General features: G+C 65.7%; 15 protein-coding genes and 1 tRNA gene. 10 read left to right on the top strand and 6 right to left on the bottom strand.

Annotated features, from left to right (window positions below):
• Positions 1–8 precede the first annotated feature (8 nt).
• Together EG799_RS11060 and EG799_RS11055 are read right to left on the bottom strand one after the other, a co-directional pair.
• A complete protein-coding gene (locus tag EG799_RS11060; protein WP_123881169.1) occupies positions 9–458 on the bottom strand; it encodes a DUF805 domain-containing protein in 450 nt (149 codons plus the stop codon).
• A gap of 118 nt (positions 459–576) precedes the next feature.
• Positions 577–3,297 (bottom strand): TonB-dependent receptor, encoded by a 2,721-nt coding sequence (locus EG799_RS11055; protein ID WP_123881167.1) that lies wholly within the window; start codon positions 3,295–3,297, stop codon positions 577–579.
• Between the two features lie 346 nt (positions 3,298–3,643).
• On the opposite strand from EG799_RS11055, the gene typA reads away from it, so the two are divergent.
• Positions 3,644–5,485, top strand: coding sequence for a translational GTPase TypA (gene typA / locus EG799_RS11050; RefSeq protein WP_123881165.1), 1,842 nt, complete (start codon positions 3,644–3,646; stop codon positions 5,483–5,485).
• A 31-nt stretch (positions 5,486–5,516) separates the two neighbouring features.
• On the opposite strand, the gene EG799_RS11045 is transcribed toward typA, so the two are convergent.
• The gene (locus EG799_RS11045; RefSeq protein ID WP_123881163.1) at positions 5,517–6,272 is read right to left on the bottom strand and encodes a hypothetical protein; all 756 of its coding nucleotides are present in this window, start codon (positions 6,270–6,272) and stop codon (positions 5,517–5,519) included.
• 157 nt (positions 6,273–6,429) lie between these two features.
• On the opposite strand from EG799_RS11045, the gene EG799_RS11040 reads away from it, so the two are divergent.
• Entirely contained in the window at positions 6,430–7,611 is a 1,182-nt protein-coding gene (locus EG799_RS11040) for a glycosyltransferase family 4 protein (protein ID WP_123881161.1), read from the top strand.
• A gap of 6 nt (positions 7,612–7,617) precedes the next feature.
• Here the strand turns inward: EG799_RS11040 and EG799_RS11035 are convergent, their stop codons facing one another.
• A complete protein-coding gene (locus EG799_RS11035; protein WP_123881159.1) occupies positions 7,618–8,079 on the bottom strand; it encodes a hypothetical protein in 462 nt (153 codons plus the stop codon).
• 84 nt (positions 8,080–8,163) lie between these two features.
• Here EG799_RS11035 and EG799_RS11030 point away from each other — a divergent pair, with 84 nt between their 5' ends.
• From EG799_RS11030 to EG799_RS11015, 4 genes are all read left to right on the top strand, one after another.
• Entirely contained in the window at positions 8,164–9,480 is a 1,317-nt protein-coding gene (locus EG799_RS11030; protein WP_123881157.1) for a replication-associated recombination protein A, read from the top strand.
• On the top strand, positions 9,477–10,358 hold the full coding sequence (locus EG799_RS11025) for a hypothetical protein (RefSeq protein ID WP_123881155.1): 882 nt from the start codon (positions 9,477–9,479) through the stop codon (positions 10,356–10,358). The genes EG799_RS11030 and EG799_RS11025 overlap by 4 nt, the downstream gene beginning before the upstream one ends.
• Positions 10,359–10,482: 124 nt before the next feature.
• A complete protein-coding gene (locus EG799_RS11020; protein ID WP_123881153.1) occupies positions 10,483–11,013 on the top strand; it encodes a DUF4142 domain-containing protein in 531 nt (176 codons plus the stop codon).
• 62 nt (positions 11,014–11,075) lie between these two features.
• Positions 11,076–11,151: transfer RNA gene (locus EG799_RS11015), tRNA-Thr, on the top strand.
• A gap of 21 nt (positions 11,152–11,172) precedes the next feature.
• On the opposite strand, the gene EG799_RS11010 is transcribed toward EG799_RS11015, so the two are convergent.
• Together EG799_RS11010 and queF are read right to left on the bottom strand one after the other, a co-directional pair.
• The gene (locus EG799_RS11010) at positions 11,173–12,477 is read right to left on the bottom strand and encodes a UDP-glucose dehydrogenase family protein (protein ID WP_123881151.1); all 1,305 of its coding nucleotides are present in this window, start codon (positions 12,475–12,477) and stop codon (positions 11,173–11,175) included.
• Positions 12,478–12,606: 129 nt separating this feature from the next.
• A complete protein-coding gene (gene queF / locus EG799_RS11005; RefSeq protein WP_123881149.1) occupies positions 12,607–13,071 on the bottom strand; it encodes a preQ(1) synthase in 465 nt (154 codons plus the stop codon).
• 82 nt (positions 13,072–13,153) lie between these two features.
• On the opposite strand from queF, the gene EG799_RS11000 reads away from it, so the two are divergent.
• The 4 genes from EG799_RS11000 to EG799_RS10985 are packed head-to-tail and all read left to right on the top strand — an operon-like array spanning position 13,154 to position 16,960.
• Positions 13,154–13,678: a hypothetical protein gene (locus EG799_RS11000; protein ID WP_123881147.1), complete on the top strand. Its 525-nt coding sequence runs from the start codon at positions 13,154–13,156 to the stop codon at positions 13,676–13,678.
• A 47-nt stretch (positions 13,679–13,725) separates the two neighbouring features.
• Entirely contained in the window at positions 13,726–14,595 is an 870-nt protein-coding gene (locus tag EG799_RS10995) for a sulfurtransferase (protein ID WP_123881145.1), read from the top strand.
• The gene (gene metC / locus EG799_RS10990) at positions 14,547–15,806 is read left to right on the top strand and encodes a cystathionine beta-lyase (RefSeq protein WP_123881143.1); all 1,260 of its coding nucleotides are present in this window, start codon (positions 14,547–14,549) and stop codon (positions 15,804–15,806) included. Before EG799_RS10995 ends, metC begins: the two co-directional genes overlap by 49 nt.
• Positions 15,803–16,960 (top strand): mechanosensitive ion channel family protein, encoded by a 1,158-nt coding sequence (locus EG799_RS10985; RefSeq protein ID WP_123881141.1) that lies wholly within the window; start codon positions 15,803–15,805, stop codon positions 16,958–16,960. Before metC ends, EG799_RS10985 begins: the two co-directional genes overlap by 4 nt.
• Positions 16,961–17,011 lie beyond the last annotated feature (51 nt).

Here is a 17,011-nt window from a genome sequence, read left to right as displayed (position 1 = left end):
CGACGCTTTCAGGTAAACGCCTCGACCTGCGAGGGATCCTTCGGATCGGGGCCGTACCTGTTCGGTCCGTCGGTTCCCGGCAGGGCGAAGATCACCAGCATCGCGATACTGGCGATGAAACCGACGAACGGCACGAGACTGAGAACCACGAAGCCGAGATACCACCAGCCCGACATGTTCCGGTCGTGCAGACGGCGAACCGAGACAGCTATGCTGGGAATGAGTATGGCGAGGAAATACAGGCCCAGCAGCAGGCCGACACCGCCGGTGAAGAACCCCAACACCGAAGTCGGATCGCCGTTCGCGACGGTGTTTATGCCCGTTCCCACGATACCGGCAATGAAGCTGAGGACGACGACGACGATGACGTTCAACAGCACGAACATCCAGTATTCCTTGCGCCGCGAGCGCCCGGTGAATTCGGCATACCGCTTGAGCGGCAGAATCATCCAGTTCATGTGGAAACTCCCCTGTTTCGCTCCCTGATCGAAGGGTGAACACAATCGCACGGAAGGCGCAAACGAAAAAGGGGGCCGCGAAGCCCCCTTTTGCGTAGCATGGCGGACCCGGCCGCAATCAGAAGCGGTAACGCGCCGTGATGCCGTAGGTGCGCGGATCGTTCGGGTAGCCCGATACGCTGCGCGGTTGCGCGGGGGTGTCGAACACCGTGCCGAGGTAACGATCGTCGAGCAGGTTGCGGCCCCACAGCGAGATCGCGTAGCCGGCATCGCTTTCGTAGGTGATGGACGCCGTCAGGTCGTTCACCTCCCGGCTGAACGGCGCGGCGGCGTCGAGCGCAGGCTGTGCGTCGACGAAGGAGCCGTCAGGGCCGCGCACGGCAAAGGCGGGCAGACCCTCGACCAGCTGGGTGTCCGATGACCACAGGTAATTGACCCGCGGGATCAGCAAGGCGCCGCCCAGATCGAACTCGTACTGGCCGCCCACGATCACGGTCCACTCGGGAATGCCCGCGGGCCGCGTGCCCGAAATATCACCCTGCGCCGACTGCACGAAGCTGTCGTAGAGCGGATCGAGATAGGTGACCGCGGCATTCAGAGTCAGGTCGGAAGTCGGGAAGACGGTGCTTTCGAACTCGACACCGAACGTGCTCTGGCGCCCGGCATTGGCGAGGACGAAGCCCGACCCGTTGAAGATGTTGGACTGGAACCCGTCGATGGTCTGGTCGAACACGGTCAGCGCCGCCGAGACATAGTCGAAATTGGCTTTCACGCCCGCTTCGAGAACCTCAGAATCCTCCGGCCCGGCGAAACGCGAGCCGTAGGTCTGGTTGGGCTGCGCCAGCCCGGCGGCGATGATCGCCTGCCGGTCCGCCAGTGAGGGGCGCGCATCGCGCGACAGGTTCACGCTGCTCGCCTTGAAGCCGGTGGCGTAGCTTGCGTAGACGTTCACGTCGGGCGTCACGTCATAGGCGAGCCGGATCGTGTAGCTGAAATTGTCGTCGCTGATCTTGCCGTCTTCCACCGCGTTCGGAACATTGAGGAAGGGCGGCAGGAATTGCAGCGCGCGCAGCGGATTGAGCGGGTTGGCCAGCGGATTGTTGACGTTCGCCGCGGCGAATTGCTGCGCCCCTGCCAGGATCGTCGGGAACGCGGCGGCACCCGCGGCGCCCGCCGGGCTCATCCCGGTGGCGAAGGCCTGCACCTCGGCCGCCGTCGCCGGGCGGCCGAGCCCGAGTTGCGCCCCCACCGTCTGCGCGAGAGCGCCCTGCGTGAGCACCTGCCCCCGGAACGGAGCGAGCTGCGCGCTGTCGAAATCGATCGCGGAGAACACGTCGGTCGAATTGGCGTTCTGGGTGAACTGCTTGCTGTCGTCGGTATAGTTGCCGCCAAGCGTCAGCACGAGGCCGGGGACGATCTCGAAATCGACCTGGCCGAAGATCGAGTAGGCTTCCGAATCGAGCGTGTAGGCTTCCGTGAAGCCCTGCCCGTCCTGGAAGAACTGGTTGGTGAAGTCCTGGCCGTAGGCAGCGCTGAACACCTGTTCCAGCGCGGGCACGGTGAACGCCCCGCCCGACGCCTGCGTGACCAGCAGGTTGGCGTAGTTGCGGAAGTCCGAACCGTAGAGAAGCTGGTTCGCCTGCTCCACGTTCTCGTTGATGTAGAACACGCCCAGCAGCGCATCGAGGCCGGGAAACAGCTCTCCGGTCACGCGGAATTCCTGCGTGAAGGTGCCGATGCCCAGATCCTGCGAATTGGGATAGATGAGATCCGCGCTGGAGAAGTCGGAATCCTGCACCGTTACCGCCTCGGTATCGCGATAGGCGGTGATCGAGGTCAGCGTGAACGCGCCGACATCCCAGTCGGCCTGCGCCGACAGGCCCCAGTTGTCGATCTCATTGGTGGAGGGGAAGTTGTTGTAGATGACATCCGCGAACGGATCGTTCGGGTCCGTCACCTGCCCGCCCAGCGCCAGGATGGCGGCGGTCGAGGGGCCGGACTGGACGTTCACGACACCGCAGCACCGCTCGTCGATGGAATCGTAGTCGGCGATGAAACGGACCGAGAGGTTGTCGAAATTGTCGAGCAGGAACTGCCCGCGCGCGAACCAGCGGTTGCGGTTGTTGCTGTCTTCTCCGGTTCCGAGATCCTCGAAGAAGCCGTCGCGCCGGTTGTAGCCGGCGGCCAGGCTCGCGGCCATGTTCTCGCCGAGCGGTCCGGTGATGTAGCCCTTGGTCACGAACTGGTCGTGATTGCCGTAGGTCGCTTCGGCCGATCCGCCGAGATCGAATTGCGGCTCCTGCGTGGTGACCGAGATCACGCCCGCCGACGCGTTCTTGCCGAACAGCGTCGATTGCGGTCCCCGCAGGATCTCGATCCGCTGGACGTTGGGCAGATCGAACAGCTGGCTGGCGGTGCGGCTGCGATAGACGCCATCGACGAAGACGCCGACCGAAGGCTCGATCCCGGCATTGTTCGCACCGTTGCCGAAGCCCCGGATGAAGAAACCGGTATTCGCGCTCGACTGTCGTTGACCGACCGAGAGCGAGGGCACGACGGTCTGCAAGTCCTTCAGATCACGGATCTGGTCGCGTTCCAGCGTCTCGGCCGTGGTCACGGAGACGGCAACCGGTACTTCCTGAAGCGTCTGCTCGCGCTTGGTGGCGGTCACGACGATGGCATTGCCGATCGCCTCTTCCTCTTCCGGCGGATAGATGTCCTGACCGGTTTCCGCCTCGTCCTGGGCGAAGGCGGCGGCGGGCGTCATCAGGGCGAGCGCGGCGACGCCGCACAGGAACTTGCGCGAAAAGCCGGCGCTGCCGGCAGCAAAGCTGGTCATTGAAATCTCCATCTCTCTCCCTCGGACATCATCGCGCCGCCGTTTTCCCGGTCCATGCACAAGGGGCCCGAGCGACCCGAAAAGTCCGCGACCTGATAAGGCGCGGCCCGCCGTGGCACAATCGGCGCGGATTCCCGCGTCGTGAAAGCGGTTTCCGGTGTAACATTCACGCCACAGTCAGCCTCTTCACCTATACGTCACAGGCAGAATGCGGCGGTCCGGCGTCCGATCATGCGATGACGCAGCTTGCTCCTAGCGCGCATTGCAGCTAGGGGCGCGCGCATTCGCAGGTGCAGCATCACCCCCGCCGCATCGCCTAGCGACCCGAGAAACCAGGAAAACCCGCATGTCCTCCGCGCCCCTACGCAACGTGGCGATCATCGCCCACGTCGATCACGGCAAGACCACGCTCGTCGATCAGCTTTTCCGTCAGTCCGGCACGTTCCGCGAGAACGAGCGGGTGGAAGAACGCGCGATGGATTCCAACGAGCTGGAAAAGGAACGCGGGATCACGATTCTCGCCAAGCCGACCAGTATCGAGTGGAAGCCCGAGGGCGGCCAGCAATCCTATCGCATCAACATCGTCGATACGCCGGGCCACGCCGATTTCGGGGCGGAAGTGGAACGCATCCTGTCCATGGTCGACGGCGTCATCCTGCTCGTCGACGCCGCCGAAGGGCCGATGCCGCAGACCAAGTTCGTGACCGGCAAGGCGCTGGGTCTCGGCCTCAGGCCCATCGTCGTCGTCAACAAGATCGACCGCTCGGATGCGCGCGCGAGCGAGGTGCTGGACGAGGTATTCGACCTGTTCGTCAATCTCGATGCCAATGACGAACAGCTCGACTTTCCGGTCCTGTACGCCAGCGGCCGCTCCGGCTATGCCAGCGAGGATCCCGAAGCGCGCGAAGGCGACCTTGCTGCCCTGTTCGAGCTGATCGTGAACCACGTTCCCGCGCCCGATCTCGATCCCGACGGCGATTTCGCCATGCTGGCGACGCTGCTGGACCGCGACGCCTTCCTGGGCCGTATCCTGACCGGCCGGATAGAGAGCGGCAGGCTGGAAACCGGCATGCCGATCCGCGCGCTCGACGTGAACGGCAATGTCGTCGAAACCGGCCGCGCCACCAAGGTCTTCGCCTATAACGGGCTCGAGCGCGAGCCGGTGCTGCATGCCAAGGCGGGCGATATCGTCGCCATCGCCGGCCTGACCGACGCGACCGTGTCCAACACGCTCGCCGCGCCGCACGTCACCGCGCCGATCCATGCCCAGCCGATCGACCCGCCCACGCTGTCCATGACCTTTGCCGTCAACGACAGCCCCTATGCCGGACGCGAGGGCGACAAGGTGCAGAGCCGTGTCATCCGCGAGCGGCTGGAGCGCGAGGCCGAGGGCAACGTCGCCATCCGCATCACCGAAGCCGCGGGCAAGGACGCCTTCGAGGTTGCCGGCCGCGGAGAATTGCAGCTCGGCGTGCTGATCGAGACGATGCGGCGCGAGGGCTTCGAACTGTCGATCAGCCGTCCGCGCGTTCTCTATCGCGAGGAAGACGGGCAGCGCATGGAACCCTACGAAACCGTGGTGGTCGACGTGGACGAGGAGTTTTCCGGCACGGTCGTCGAGAAGATGGCGCAGCGCAAGGCGGAGATGACCGACATGCGCCCGAGCGGCGGCGGCAAGACGCGCCTGACCTTCCTGGCGCCCAGCCGCGGCCTTATCGGCTATCACGGCGAATTCCTGTCCGACACGCGCGGCACGGGGATCATGAACCGACTGTTCGACAGCTACGGCCCCTACAAGGGCAAGATCGAGGGGCGGCAGAACGGCGTGCTGATCTCCATGGAAATGGGTGAGGCGCAGGCCTACGCGCTCAACGCGCTGGAAGATCGCGGCGAGCTGTTCGTGAAGCCGGGGGAGAAGCTCTACGAGGGCATGATCATCGGCGAGAACGCGAAGCCCGACGATCTGGAGGTCAATCCCCTCAAGTCCAAGCAGCTCACCAATTTCCGCGCCAGCGGGAAGGACGAGGGCATTCGCCTGACCCCGCCGCGCCGGATGACGCTGGAACAGGCCATCGCCTATATCGGCGACGACGAGATCGTGGAGGTGACGCCGCAGAACATCCGTCTGCGCAAGCTGCATCTCGATCCGCACGAGCGCAAGCGCGCCAAGCGCAAGGCCGACGCCTGATCGGCCGCCCGAAGAAGTTGGGGGGGGGTGGCTACACCAGATGCCGCTCCGCCAGCACCAGCCCGGCATAGATCACGAGTCCGAGCGCGAAGGGGCGGAAGTAGCTTTCCCGCTCCTCGGGCAGTTCCTCCTTCAGCACGGTCAGCACGATGCTGCCCGCCAGCAGCGCGAACAGGCAGCCGATCAGGACGCCCGACAGCTGCGTCGCAAGGCCCAGCCCCCAGCCGGCGATCACGGCGGCGGCGATGACCCAGCGGCCGATCCTGTCGTAAGCCGCGCTGTGATCGTTGCGCATGCCGAAATCGGCGGTGACGAAGTGCAGCGCGAGGGCGACGAAATACAGCGCCAGCGCACCCGCACCGCCCTCCTCCCGGTGGACCAGCAGATATCCCACGAGCATGTTGAACGCGCCGTATGTGGCAAGGTGCAGGTAGAGCACGCGGCGTTCCAGCCGGTCGCCCGCCCCCTTTGCGCGCGAGCGTGCCCGGCTGACCTTTACCGCCCTCTCCAGCCCGTAAAAGACAGCGAGCCCGGCGAGCGCGAGCGAATAGACCGTGCTTTCCGCCACCAGCGCCGGCACACCCATTTCGGCAGCGAAGGTACGCTGGTGCGCGCCGATCTCGGGCAGGACGTGCAGGAAGACGTAGGAAACCGCCACGCCGCCGGCGAATGACAGCCACTTGCTTCGCGGAGTCGAATCGAGGAAGCGCAAGCGCTTCGTGAACAGGTGGATGGCCGCGAAAACCAGCACCATCGCTCCGGTAACGAGCGTTTCTGCGGTCGACATTGTCCCCCCTCGCGATGGCGAAGCGCGCGCCTAGCAGAGCCGGCCGGCGGTGTCTTCACCCGCGGGCGGTCGCAAATCCGTCACACGGCCGCGAATTGCCGGCACAGGCTCCCGCTGCCCCTCGCCAAGCCATCCGCGCTTCCCTAGAGACAAGGAAATGACACCGGCCGATCTTCGCGTCGCGCTGTTCAGCGGCAACTACAACTATGTCCGCGATGGCGCGAACCAGGCGCTCAACCGCCTGGTCGACTACCTGCTGCGACAGGGCGCGACGGTCCGCGTCTATTCGCCCAAGGTCGACAACCCCGCCTTCGAGCCGGCGGGCGATCTCGTGGGACTGCCCAACATGCCCATCCCCGGTCGCAGCGAATACCGCATGTCGCTCGCCCTGGGTGCGGCGGCGAAACGCGACCTGGAAGGTTTTGCGCCCAACGTCCTGCATGTTTCCAGCCCGGACATCGCCGGTCACCGCGCGGTCGGCTGGGCGCGAGAGCGCAACATTCCGGTGCTAGGATCGGTCCATACCCGGTTCGAAACCTATCCGCGCTATTACAGGATGGGTTTTCTCGAACCGCTGATGGTGCGGATGCTGCGCCGCTTCTACCGTCGGTGCGACGCGCTGGTCGTTCCGTCCGAGAGCATGGCAGCGGTGCTGCGCGAGCAGGGCATGAACGACGACATCGCCATCTGGGCGCGCGGGGTGGATCGCGACATCTTCTCGCCCGCAAGCCGTGACGAAGACTGGCGCCGCCGGCACAACATCGACGGAGACGACGTCGCCGTCGGCTTCCTCGGTCGGCTGGTTCTGGAGAAGGGACTGGACGTCTTCGCCGAAACGGTCGGCCTGCTGAAGCAGCGCGGCGTACCGCACAAGGTGCTCGTGGTCGGGGAAGGGCCGGCGCGCGATTTCTTCGCGCAGGCCGTACCCGATGCGATCTTTACCGGCTTCAAGGGCGGAGCGGACCTGGGCCGTGCGGTGGCGAGCATGGACATGCTGCTCAACCCGTCGGTTACCGAGACCTTCGGCAACGTCACTCTGGAGGCGATGGCCTGCGGCATTCCCGTTGTCGCGGCCCGCGCAACGGGCAGCACCAGCCTGGTAGAGGACCGCGTCACCGGGCGCCTGGTCGAACCCGGCGACACCGAAGCCTTCGCCGATGCCGTTGCCGCCTACATCCGCGATCCCGCCACGCGGGAGGCGCATGGCGCAGCGGGAGAGCGGCGTGCGCGCGACTTTTCGTGGGACGCCATCAACAAGGCGGTGGCCGACGCCTATCTGCGCCTCGTCTCCCGGCACGCGCCTCGCTCGGTCGACGAATCAGCGCGGATATCGGCCTAGCCCAGCCTAGCGCAGCACGCCGCGATCGCGCATCCTCCTTGCATACCAGATCAGCGCGATCTGGCTGATGAAGATGACGATCGTGATGACGAGACCGGCCCCGTCCATGACGCCCGGGGGTGCCGGATTGGTAAGGTGATAGACGCTGGCGCCAATCAGTCCGACGACTCCCAGCACGAAGGCCGTCAGGGCAAAGCGACTGCGCGCCAGTAACAGCACTGCGCCGGCGGTCGCGCTCCAGACCCCGAGCGCCCAGAACGCGATCATCCAGGCGGGAAAGCCGTAGAAATAGTCGAGCTGCGCGGGGGTAAACGCCGCCATGTAGCTGGCGTTCTGCGTCTGCGTCATCAGATAGTCGTAAGCGGAAAAGCCATTCCAGATCAGCGCCAGCACGCCGACGACCCACAGGTGCCAGGGTGCCCGCGAAAAGCGTCCGCGCGTGACGCGATCGGCGAAACGAGTAGCCATCGTTCCCTCTCCTCTCGATGAAAGATATGCCCCGCCCCCGCGCGATTGGCAAATCCGGCTTGCTCTACCTATCTCGCGCACAGCATGGCCGACCTGTTTTCCGACGATCCCCCCACCCCTCTCGCTCCGCACGGACCGGCGGAGGATGCGCCGCTAGCCGACCGGCTACGGCCCCGCTCGCTGGACGAGGTGATCGGGCAGGAGCACATCACCGGCCCGGAAGGGGCGATCGGAAGGATGGTGTCCGCGGGCAAATTGTCGAGCACGATCCTGTGGGGTCCGCCCGGCACGGGCAAGACCAGCATCGCCCGCCTGCTCGCCGCCGCCGTGGGGATGCGCTACGAGGCGGTAAGCGCGGTGTTTTCGGGGGTCGCGGATCTCAAGAAGGCCTTTGCCGCCGCCGAACAGGCGAAGAAGGCGGGTCAGCGCACACTGTTGTTCGTGGACGAGATCCATCGCTTCAACCGCGCCCAGCAGGACGGTTTTCTTCCGTTCGTGGAGCGGGGCGTGGTGACGCTGGTCGGCGCCACGACCGAAAATCCCAGCTTCGAACTAAACGCCGCGCTTCTCAGCCGCGCACAGGTGCTGATCCTGCATCGGCTGGACGCGGCGGCGCTCGGCAGGTTGCTATGCCGTGCAGAAGAGCTCGAAGGCGCCTTGCCCCTGACCGATGCCGCGCGCGATGCCCTGATCGCCAGTGCCGACGGCGACGGGCGTTTCCTCCTCAACCAGGCGGAAACGCTGTATAATGCGGGGATCGACGAGGCGTTGGGACCGGGGGAACTCGGTGCCTTCCTGCAACGCCGCGTTGCCGTTTACGACAAGGACCGGGAGGGGCATTACAATCTCATTTCCGCCCTTCACAAATCGGTGCGCGGGTCCGATCCGCAGGCCTCTCTCTATTATCTGGCGCGAATGCTGACGGCGGGGGAAGAGCCGCTCTATCTGGCACGGCGGCTGGTGCGCATGGCGGTCGAGGATATCGGACTGGCCGATCCGCAGGCGTTGCAGCAATGCCTGGCGGCGAAGGATGCCTACCAGTTCCTCGGCAGCCCGGAAGGCGAGCTGGCGCTGGCGCAGGCGTGCCTCTACCTCGCTACCGCGCCCAAGTCGAACGCCGCCTACAAGGCGCAGAAGGCCGCCTGGCGCAGCGCCAGGGAAACCGGCAGCCTGATGCCGCCGATGAACATCGTCAACGCGCCGACCAAGCTCATGAAGGATGCCGGCTACGGCAAGGGCTACACCTACGACCACGATGCCGTTGAGGGCTTTTCGGGGGACAGCTGCTGGCCCGAAGAGATGGAGCCGCAGACCTACTACACTCCGGTCGAGCGTGGTTTCGAGCGCAAGATCGCCGAGCGCCTCGCCTATTGGGACAAGCTGCGTCGCGAACGCGGGTGAGCCGATTTTCCCACTTCATCGCCATCGACTGGTCGGGTGCGGCCGGCGAGCGGCACACCGGGATCGCTGTCGCCTGCGCCGATGCGGACGGCGGCGCGCCCGCCTTGCTGCACAGCGAGGGGGGATGGTCGCGGGTCAGTGTCCTCGCGCTGCTGCGCGATGATCTGCCGGACGATACGCTCGTTGGTCTCGACCTTGGTATCGCCCTGCCATTTGCCGATTGCGGCGCGTATTTCCCCGGTCATCCGGACTCGCCGCCCGACGCCCGGGCGCTGTGGGCGATGGTCGACCGGCTGTGCGCCGACGATCCCCATCTGGGCGCACGCGGTTTCGTCGATCATCCCGATCTCGCACCCTATTTCCGCCGCCACGGCGGACGCGAGGGCGCCCTGTTCCGCTGCGACGACGCAGCCCACGGGCGCGGTCGCTTCAGGGTGACGGAGCGCGCGCAGGAGCGTGAAGGGTGCCGCCCCACGTCGAACTTCAACCTCGTCGGCGCAGCGCAGGTGGGCAAGTCCAGCCTGACCGGAATGCGGATGCTGAACCGCCTGGCCGGCAGGCTGCCGGTCTGGCCCGTCGACCCGTTGCCCCCGCGCGGATCGGTTGTGGTCGAGATCTACACCACGCTTGCCGCGATTGCCGCTGGCAGGCGGGCGGGGCGCAGCAAGATCCGCACCCGGGAAGGCCTGGACAATGCGCTGCGGGCGCTCGCAAGTCCGCCGATCGGGGGCGCGGGACCGATAGACGATCACGCGACCGACGCCCTCGTATCCGCCGCCTGGCTGCGCCGCGTTGCGGATCGCCGCGAGCTCTGGACGCCGGGCTCCATGACGCGGGAAATCGCCCGAACCGAGGGCTGGACCTTCGGTGTCATGTAAAAAATGTTAGATATCAGGGGATTGATCGGAGGTCATTCGATGAATCGAGGCAGGTTTGCGACATTGCGGGGCAATTCGCCGGGTTTCGCGTGTTGAGAAGGTAACACCCGACAGGAGACACCTCATGAGCACCGAGAACGAAAGTGATTTCAAGCACGCCGTCGACAAGACCATGGATGCCGCGGGTGGAATGGTCGGCAAGGCGAGCGCGTCGATGACCAGCAGCGCCGACAGTTTCGTCGAAAGCGCCGCGATCAGCGATCAGTACGAGATCGAGGCCGGCCGTATCGCCCAGCAGCGCGCGACCTCGCCCCAGGTCAAGGAAGTCGCCGCCAAGATGGTGGAAGATCATACGGACAGCACCACCAAGCTGAAGCGTGCGGTCGAACAGTCCGGCAAGGTGTCCGCGGACGATATGCCTTCGAAGATGGACAGCCGCCGGCAGAAGATGATCGAACATCTGCGCGACGCACCGGCGGACAAGTTCGACGAGACCTATCTCGACCAGCAGGTTTCCGCGCACGAGGAAGCGGTCAAGCTGATGCACCACTTCCGGGACGAGGGCGATTGTCCGCAGCTGCGCAGTTTCGCAAGCGAGGTCAGCCCGATCATCGAAGGCCATCTCGAACGGATGAAGACCCTCTCTCGAACGTGAACCGACAGTTCAATTCACCACTGGACCTTTCTCACCGCCTGCCGCAATAGCGCGCAGGCGGTGCCGGTTTAGCTCAGCTGGTAGAGCAGCGGTTTTGTAAACCGAAGGTCGCGGGTTCGATTCCTGCAACCGGCACCATTTCCCGCGGAGAAAAGGGCGTCAGCGACCGACGCCGATATAGGTGAAGCCCTGCCGCTCCACATCGCTGCGACTGTAAAGATTGCGCAGATCGACCAGCAGGGGCTGTTTGAGAAGCGATTTCGCCCGCGTCAGGTCCAGCGCGCGGAAAGCGTCCCATTCGGTCACGATGACTGCCGCGTCGGCGCCCTCGAGCGTTTCGTAGGGACCGGTGCAATAATCGACGTTGTCGAGAACCTTCTTCGCCTGATCCATGCCTTCGGGATCGTAGGCGCGCACGGCAATGCCGGCATCCTGCAAGGTCTGAATGACCGCGATCGCCGGACTGTCGCGCATGTCGTCGGTATTGGCCTTGAAGGTAAGGCCCAGCACCGCCACTGTCTTGCCGTGCTGGTCCCCGCCGCCCAGCGCGTTCACCACCTTGCGACCCATGGCGCGCTTGCGCGTGTCGTTGCTGGCGACGACCGATTCGACGATCCGCAGGGGCGCCTCGTAATCCTGCCCGGTCTTGAGCAGGGCCAGCGTATCCTTCGGAAAGCACGATCCGCCATAGCCGGGGCCGGGCTGGAGGAAACGATTGCCGATGCGCGAATCGAGCCCGATGCCCTTCGCCACGTCGCGCACGTCGGCGCCGACCTTCTCGCACAGATTCGCGATCTCGTTGATGAAACTGATCTTCGTCGCCAGGAAGGCGTTGGCAGCGTATTTCGTCAGTTCCGCGCCGCGACGGCTCATGATCAGCAGCGGGGAATCGTTGCGGGTCAGCGGGCGATAAATCTCCTGCAGCACCTGCTCCGCATGATCGTCATTGACGCCGACCACGACGCGATCGGGATGCTTGAAATCGTCGATCGCCGCGCCCTCGCGCAGGAATTCCGGGTTGGAGGCGACGGAGAAATCGAGATCCGGACATGCCTCGGCAATGATGCGCTGGACCTCGTCGCCGGTACCGACCGGCACCGTCGACTTGGTGACGACCACCGCGCCGTCGCGCAGCATCGGCGCCATCTCGCGCGCGGCGCCATAAACGTAGGACAGGTCCGCATGCCCATCGCCCCGCCGCGACGGCGTTCCCACGGCGATGAACACCGCGTCCGCGTCGGGCAGCACCTCTGCAATGTCGAGGGTAAAGGACAAGCGCCCGTTGGCGACGTTCTTGGCGACGAGCTCGTCCAGCCCCGGCTCGAAGATCGGGATCTTGCCGTCGAGCAAGGCCTTCACCTTGCCTTCGTCCTTGTCGACGCAGGTGACGGTATGGCCGAAATCGGAAAAGCAGGCTCCGGAAACAAGCCCGACATAGCCGGTGCCGATCATCACGATACGCATTTGCGACAGATCCTCATGCAGCGGCGGCGTCGCGCGTTTCGCGTCCGCCCACCGTGGTCTTGCTGGCGCGCTCCTAGTCGAAGCGTGTCGCCGATGGCAAGCTGGGGACCGATCCCGTCCCGCCCCGGGTCAGCCACGCCCGCGGTAGGACGCGACGCCCTGATCGGGCAGCCACAGCCCGGCGGGCGGTTCCCCGCTCTGCCAGAACACGTCGATGGGAATGCCGCCCCGCGGATACCAGTAGCCGCCGATCCTGAGCCAGCGCGGGCGCATTTCCGCAAACAGCCGCTGGCCGATGCCCACGGTCACGTCCTCGTGAAATCCGCAATGGTTGCGAAACGAGCCCAGAAACAGCTTCAGGCTTTTCGATTCGACGATCTTTCCGCCGGGCGCGTAATCGATCACGAGATGGGCGAAATCGGGCTGACCGGTCACCGGACACAGGCTGGTGAACTCGGGTGCGGCGAAGCGGATGCAGTAGAGCGTCCCCTCGCGCGGGTTGGGCACGTAATCGAGTGTCGCTTCTTCCGGAGAAGAAGGCAGGGCACTTTGCCGTCCGAGATGTTTCGGGGCGCCGGGATCGCTGTCGCTCATGGGCGCCCAGATGGCCCACCGATACGCGGGATACAAGCCGCGCTTCCCCCGCACCCGCCTTTGGCCTAATCCGGCAGGCGCGATGCCGACCGAAGCCCCCGCCCGCCGTTCCTACGATGCGCCCGCCGGGGTGCTCGATCTGACGCTCGAACCCGAACGGCTGAGCGTGGGCATGGTCAACGCCATCTGCAACTGGCGACTATTGCTGCGCAATGCGGGAGACACGCATGTCGTAGGGCTGCGCGTGGCCAGCGATCTTGCCGCGGCCCACGCTACGCTGGGTGAACGCGAACAGCTGGGCGGCCCCGGGGCGGGCGCGCGCATCGATACGGTTTCGCTGCTGGCGCCGGGCCAGGAAGTCTCGCTCAAGGGAGAATGGACGCTGCCGCTGTCGGAAGCGCGGGTGGTATTCGTGGCCGAACGCGCCACCATCCTTCCCCTCGCCCGGTTGCGCATCGTCGGGGCGGGCATCGCGCCGCAGCGCATCGCCATCCTGATCGGCGTGCCGGCGGAGGAAGGCGGGCGCGTCCATCCCATCGACCTCGAATCGACCCGCACCGTGTTCCGCAAACTCGCCGCTCGCCGGATCGAGCGCGCGCTCGACTGAAACCGAGGCGTTTACGCGGGGCCACGCGCGGTCTAACCTTAGGCTCCATGTCCGAACAGCAGCAAACCTTGATCCCTCCCCTTGTCGATGCGCAGTGGCTGGCCGAGCGCCTGGGAACGCCCGATATCGCAATTCTCGACGCCTCGGCCCACCTGCCCGACGCCAACCGCGATGCGCGCGCCGAGTTCGAGGCGGCGCATATCCCCGGTGCCCGCTACCTCGATCTCAAGACACTCGTCGACGAAAGCAGTGCGGTCCCGTCCGCCTTTCCCACACGGATCCAGTTCGACAGGCGCATGGGTCTGCTGGGCGTAGGCGGCGATGCCGCCATCGTGCTCTACGACGACAGCGATCTGCGCTCGGCGGCGCGGGCCTGGGCCATCTGCCGGTTCTACGGACTCGAGAACGTCGCCATTCTGGATGGCGGGCTGGCCGGATGGAGGGCGGCGGGCCATGCAACCCAAAGCGGTGGGGCCGCGATCGAGCCGACCGCCTTCGCATCCGCAGGCGGCGCGGGCGCGGTCCGCGACAAGCAGGAAATGCTCGCGAACATCGATAGCGGGCGCGAACAGGTTCTCGACGCCCGCGACGCACCGCGCTTTCGCGGCGAGGCGCCCGACATTCGCCCGGGCGTACCCGCGGGCCACATACCCCGCTCCCGAAACCTGTTCTTCCGCAAGGTGCTCAATGACGATGGCACTTTCCGGGATCCGGAGGCCATCAGGGGCGAACTCGCGGCCGCCGGCGTCGAGGATGACCGGCCCGTAGTCACCACATGCGGCAGCGGGATGACCGCATCGGTACTGCTGTTCGCACTACACCTGACAGGACGCGACGATACCGCTCTCTACGATGGCAGCTGGGCGGAATGGGGCGCCGACCCGGACACGCCCAAGGCGATCGGCGCGCCCTCTTGAACAGAAGCGATCGCAGGCCCGCCACCCGGCTCGTCGAACTCGGTCGTCGGCGCGAGTGGACGGGCGTTCCGGGGCAGCCAGGCGGGGTCGTCAGCCCGCCCGTCTGGCGTGCAAGCACCCATCTCTACGACGATTGTGCCGATCTTGCGGGCGGCCGCCCGAACGAGGACGGACATTTCTATTACGGGCGCCGCGGCGGCCCGACGCAGTGGGCACTTGCCGATGCGCTCACCTCCCTCTCGCCCGCCGCCGAGGGGACCGAACTGTTTCCCAGCGGGGTTGCCGCCCTCGCCTGCACGATGCTCGCCCTGCTGCGCCCGGGGGACGAGGTGCTGGTCACGGACAACGCCTACGAACCCACGCGCAACATCGCGATGGGGATGCTGGCGCGAATGGACATCGCCGCGCGACCCTTCGACCCGCTCGACCCCGCCGGCTTCGCCGCGATGATCGGCGAAAACACGAAGCTGGCGATGCTCGAGAGTCCGGGCAGTTTGACGATGGAGGTGTGCGACGTCCCCGCGCTCGCCGCCGAGGCACGCAAACGGGGCGTCGTCACCGTCATCGACAATACCTGGGCCAGTCCGCTGGGCTTTCCCGCGCTCGAGCATGGCTGCGACATTGACCTCATGAGTCTGACCAAGCATGTCGGCGGCCATTCGGACGTGATGATGGGGAGCGTCACCGCCGCCCGGCCCCTGATCGACCGTATTCGCCGGCAGGCTCAGTTCATGGGTCAGGTCGTCTCGCCCGACGACGCGGCGCTCGCCCTCAGGGGCTTGCGAACGATGGGCGTGCGACTGGAACGCAGTACGGCGACCGCGCTCGAACTGGCGCGCTGGCTTGACGAGCGTCCCGAGGTCGCCGCAACGCTGTCTCCGATGCTTCCGGGGGCGCCCGGTCACGATCTGTGGCAGCGCGACTTCACGGGCGGCTGCGGGCTGTTCAGCATCGTGCTGAAACACGCCGACGTGGCCGCCCGCGCGCGGTTGATCGATGCGCTCGACCTGTTCGGTATCGGTTTTTCCTGGGGCGGCTTCGAAAGTCTCGCCATCCCGTTCGACCCCGCCCCCGTCCACACGCTGCGCGCCTGGCCACCGGGAATCGATACCGGCAGCGGCCTCGGCATCCGTTTTTCGACCGGGTTGGAAGATGCCGGCGATTTGATAGAAGACCTCGCCCGCGGGTTCGCCGCGATGGGGGATCCATGAGCTTTACCGATCCGCTTGCCGGTACCGAAAGCACCGCCGCGCCCGAACCCGCGGGAGTCGCCGATGCGGGGCAGGCGGCGGCGGGCGGCATCGCGCGCGTCGCGGGCGATACGCGCGACGCGGTGGGGCAGGTGGTCGACATCTCCAGCAGCAGCGCGGCGCCTCCACCCGAAATCGGGGGCGACACGGTCGGCGGCGCCGATGCGCTGAAGGACGCGGTCGCCGACGCAACCCCGGGCTTCGCCGACTTCGTGGAGAAGCTCGACAGGATCGGCTTCTCCATCGCCGACACCCGGTTCTCGTTGTGGACGGTGCTGGTCGTCATCATGGTGGTGCTCGGCGTCATCCTCATCGCCCGCATCGGCACCGCCCTCGCCCGCCGGGCGCTGCGCAAGTTCACCAAGCTCAATTCGACCCAGCGCCTGCTGGGCGAGAAGCTCGTCACCATCCTGATCTGGGCGGCGGCGATCCTCCTGGGTCTCGATCTGCTGGAGATCGACCTTACCGCGTTGACGGTGTTTTCCGGGGCCTTCGGCCTCGCCATCGGCTTCGGCCTGCAAAAGACCTTCGGCAACCTGATCGCCGGGATAATCTTGCTGATGGACCGCTCCATCAAGCCGGGCGACGTCATCAACATCGCCGACCAGGCGGGGAACGAGACCTTCGGGCAGATCCGCAAGATCGGCATTCGCGCCGTCTCCATCACCACGCGGGACGAGCGCGAATATCTGATCCCGAACGAGAACCTGATGGTCAATCAGGTGGAGAACTGGTCCTATTCGTCCAAGAAGGTGCGGATGCAGGTCAATGTCGGCGTCTCCTACGGGTGCGACATGAAGATCGCGCAGGAACTCATGCTCAAGGCCGCCGCCGACTGCGACCGCGTCCTGAAGAACCCGCCGCCGACGGTGTGGATGTCCGAATACGGCGATTCCTCGGTCAATTTCACCATCCATTGCTGGATCGACGATCCGGAAATGGGCGTCGGCAACGTCCGCTCCGCCGTGCTGAACCGGCTGTGGAATCTGTTCCAGGAAAGCGATATCGAGATTCCCTTCCCGCAGCGCGACCTGAACCTGCGCGACAATGCGCAATTCCAGCAGCTTGTCGCCGCGATCTCGCAACGGGTCGAGGCCAAGCGGGACGACGGGTAAAGCTTACCTAAGGCCGGCCCAACCCATTCTCGCTGGCATGTCGCCGCCGAT

Origin of the sequence: Aurantiacibacter spongiae, from assembly GCF_003815535.1 — a bacterium.
GTDB lineage: Bacteria > Pseudomonadota > Alphaproteobacteria > Sphingomonadales > Sphingomonadaceae > Alteraurantiacibacter > Alteraurantiacibacter spongiae.
This window is presented reverse-complemented; position numbering and strand designations above follow the sequence as displayed.

Excerpts from the sequence above, each read along its gene's own strand:
- EG799_RS11060 (WP_123881169.1), bottom strand. The coding sequence starts at position 458 with ATGAACTGGATGATTCTGCCGCTCAAGCGGTATGCCGAATTCACCGGG.
- EG799_RS11055 (WP_123881167.1), bottom strand. The coding sequence starts at position 3,297 with ATGACCAGCTTTGCTGCCGGCAGCGCCGGCTTTTCGCGCAAGTTCCTG.
- typA (WP_123881165.1), top strand. The coding sequence starts at position 3,644 with ATGTCCTCCGCGCCCCTACGCAACGTGGCGATCATCGCCCACGTCGAT.
- EG799_RS11045 (WP_123881163.1), bottom strand. The coding sequence starts at position 6,272 with ATGTCGACCGCAGAAACGCTCGTTACCGGAGCGATGGTGCTGGTTTTC.
- EG799_RS11040 (WP_123881161.1), top strand. The coding sequence starts at position 6,430 with ATGACACCGGCCGATCTTCGCGTCGCGCTGTTCAGCGGCAACTACAAC.
- EG799_RS11035 (WP_123881159.1), bottom strand. The coding sequence starts at position 8,079 with ATGGCTACTCGTTTCGCCGATCGCGTCACGCGCGGACGCTTTTCGCGG.
- EG799_RS11030 (WP_123881157.1), top strand. The coding sequence starts at position 8,164 with ATGGCCGACCTGTTTTCCGACGATCCCCCCACCCCTCTCGCTCCGCAC.
- EG799_RS11020 (WP_123881153.1), top strand. The coding sequence starts at position 10,483 with ATGAGCACCGAGAACGAAAGTGATTTCAAGCACGCCGTCGACAAGACC.
- EG799_RS11010 (WP_123881151.1), bottom strand. The coding sequence starts at position 12,477 with ATGCGTATCGTGATGATCGGCACCGGCTATGTCGGGCTTGTTTCCGGA.
- queF (WP_123881149.1), bottom strand. The coding sequence starts at position 13,071 with ATGAGCGACAGCGATCCCGGCGCCCCGAAACATCTCGGACGGCAAAGT.
- EG799_RS11000 (WP_123881147.1), top strand. The coding sequence starts at position 13,154 with ATGCCGACCGAAGCCCCCGCCCGCCGTTCCTACGATGCGCCCGCCGGG.
- EG799_RS10995 (WP_123881145.1), top strand. The coding sequence starts at position 13,726 with ATGTCCGAACAGCAGCAAACCTTGATCCCTCCCCTTGTCGATGCGCAG.
- metC (WP_123881143.1), top strand. The coding sequence starts at position 14,547 with ATGGGGCGCCGACCCGGACACGCCCAAGGCGATCGGCGCGCCCTCTTG.
- EG799_RS10985 (WP_123881141.1), top strand. The coding sequence starts at position 15,803 with ATGAGCTTTACCGATCCGCTTGCCGGTACCGAAAGCACCGCCGCGCCC.